The following is a 3076-nucleotide window of genomic DNA, read 5'->3' as shown; positions in this document are numbered from 1 at the left end:
CGCTATTTCGTTTCACTTCTGAGTTCGGCATGGAAATCAGGTGGGTCCAAAACGCTATGGTCGCCAAGCAAATTCTTTAATCTGGAAAGCTGTTTTTTAATTCTCGTTCTTACACATTCAATGTTCTTTCATTGAGTCCATCAAAACCCCTTGGGTGTTGTATGGTTAAGCCTCACGGGCAATTAGTACAGGTTAGCTCAACGCCTCACAACGCTTACACACCCTGCCTATCAACGTCGTAGTCTACGACAACCCTTTAGGATACTTAAAGTATCAGGGAGAACTCATCTCAAGGCTCGCTTCCCGCTTAGATGCTTTCAGCGGTTATCGATCCCGAACTTAGCTACCGGGCAATGCGTCTGGCGACACAACCCGAACACCAGAGGTTCGTCCACTCCGGTCCTCTCGTACTAGGAGCAGCCCCTTTCAATTCTCCAACGCCCACGGCAGATAGGGACCGAACTGTCTCACGACGTTCTAAACCCAGCTCGCGTACCACTTTAAATGGCGAACAGCCATACCCTTGGGACCGACTTCAGCCCCAGGATGTGATGAGCCGACATCGAGGTGCCAAACACCGCCGTCGATATGAACTCTTGGGCGGTATCAGCCTGTTATCCCCGGAGTACCTTTTATCCGTTGAGCGATGGCCCTTCCATTCAGAACCACCGGATCACTATGACCTGCTTTCGCACCTGCTCGAATTGTCATTCTCGCAGTCAAGCGGGCTTATGCCATTGCACTAACCTCACGATGTCCAACCGTGATTAGCCCACCTTCGTGCTCCTCCGTTACGCTTTGGGAGGAGACCGCCCCAGTCAAACTACCCACCAGGCACTGTCCGCAACCCCGATAAGGGGTCGACGTTAGAACATCAACACTACAAGGGTGGTATTTCAAGGACGGCTCCACGCAATCTAGCGACTGCGCTTCAAAGCCTCCCACCTATCCTACACATGTAGGGTCAATGTTCAGTGCCAAGCTGTAGTAAAGGTTCACGGGGTCTTTCCGTCTAGCCGCGGGTACACTGCATCTTCACAGCGATTTCAATTTCACTGAGTCTCGGGTGGAGACAGCGTGGCCATCATTACGCCATTCGTGCAGGTCGGAACTTACCCGACAAGGAATTTCGCTACCTTAGGACCGTTATAGTTACGGCCGCCGTTTACCGGGGCTTCGATCAAGAGCTTCGACCGAAGTCTAACCCCATCAATTAACCTTCCGGCACCGGGCAGGCGTCACACCGTATACGTCATCTTGCGATTTTGCACAGTGCTGTGTTTTTAATAAACAGTTGCAGCCACCTGGTATCTGCGACTCTCAATAGCTCCATCCGCGAGGGACTTCACCGTCGAGAGCGTACCTTCTCCCGAAGTTACGGTACCATTTTGCCTAGTTCCTTCACCCGAGTTCTCTCAAGCGCCTTGGTATTCTCTACCCGACCACCTGTGTCGGTTTGGGGTACGATTCCTTACAATCTGAAGCTTAGAGGCTTTTCCTGGAAGCATGGCATCAATGACTTCACATCCGTAGATGCTCGACGTCGTGTCTCAGCCTTAGAAAGAGCCGGATTTACCTAACTCTTCAGCCTACGCACTTGAACCTGGACAACCGTCGCCAGGCCCACCTAGCCTTCTCCGTCCCCCCATCGCAATTGTAAGAAGTACGGGAATATTAACCCGTTTCCCATCGACTACGCCTTTCGGCCTCGCCTTAGGGGTCGACTTACCCTGCCCCGATTAACGTTGGACAGGAACCCTTGGTCTTCCGGCGAGGAGGTTTTTCACCCCCTTTATCGTTACTCATGTCAGCATTCGCACTTCTGATACGTCCAGCATGCGTTACCACACACCTTCAACCGCTTACAGAACGCTCCCCTACCCAATATACAAAAGTATATTGCCGCAGCTTCGGTTTACTACTTAGCCCCGTTACATCTTCCGCGCAGGCCGACTCGACCAGTGAGCTATTACGCTTTCTTTAAATGATGGCTGCTTCTAAGCCAACATCCTGGCTGTCTGAGCCTTCCCACATCGTTTCCCACTTAGTAGTAATTTGGGACCTTAGCTGGCGGTCTGGGTTGTTTCCCTCTCCACGACGGACGTTAGCACCCGCCGTGTGTCTCCCGGATAGTACTTACTGGTATTCGGAGTTTGCAAAGGGTTGGTAAGTCGGGATGACCCCCTAGCCTTAACAGTGCTCTACCCCCAGTAGTATTCGTCCGAGGCGCTACCTAAATAGCTTTCGGGGAGAACCAGCTATCTCCAGGTTTGATTGGCCTTTCACCCCTAGCCACAAGTCATCCGCTAATTTTTCAACATTAGTCGGTTCGGTCCTCCAGTTGATGTTACTCAACCTTCAACCTGCCCATGGCTAGATCACCTGGTTTCGGGTCTATATCCAGAGACTGAACGCCCAGTTAAGACTCGGTTTCCCTACGGCTCCCCTAGATGGTTAACCTTGCCACTGAATATAAGTCGCTGACCCATTATACAAAAGGTACGCAGTCACAGGACAAGCCTGCTCCTACTGCTTGTACGTACACGGTTTCAGGTTCTATTTCACTCCCCTCACAGGGGTTCTTTTCGCCTTTCCCTCACGGTACTGGTTCACTATCGGTCAGTCAGTAGTATTTAGCCTTGGAGGATGGTCCCCCCATATTCAGACAGGATATCACGTGTCCCGCCCTACTCGATTTCACTGAACACACGTCGTCAACTACGGGACTATCACCCTGTATCGTCGGCCTTTCCAGGCTGTTCGTCTAACGCGTGTAAAGCTTAAGGGCTAGTCCAATTTCGCTCGCCGCTACTTTCGGAATCTCGGTTGATTTCTTTTCCTCGGGGTACTTAGATGTTTCAGTTCCCCCGGTTCGCCCTGTTGAGCTATGTATTCACTCAACAGTAATACCTTATGGTATTGGGTTTCCCCATTCGGAAATCCCAGACTCAAATGGTTTTTACTACCTAATCTGGGCTTATCGCAAGTTAATACGTCCTTCATCGCCTCTGACTGCCAAGGCATCCACCGTGTACGCTTAGTCACTTAACCATACAACCCGAAGGAGTTTCGAGTT

Annotated in this window: 2 rRNA genes; both read right to left on the bottom strand. The window is 51.1% G+C overall.

The annotated features are described in order from the left end of the window. Positions 1-68: ribosomal RNA gene (gene rrf / locus R8N28_RS23595) — 5S ribosomal RNA — on the bottom strand; the annotation flags it as partial. Between the two features lie 93 nt (positions 69-161). Continuing rightward, positions 162-3051, bottom strand: a 23S ribosomal RNA gene (locus tag R8N28_RS23590). Positions 3052-3076 lie beyond the last annotated feature (25 nt).

The sequence above is a fragment of the Vibrio sp. Vb1554 genome (assembly GCF_033344235.1).
Note: the sequence above shows the minus strand (reverse complement) of the source record. Positions and strands in the feature narration are given on the sequence as shown.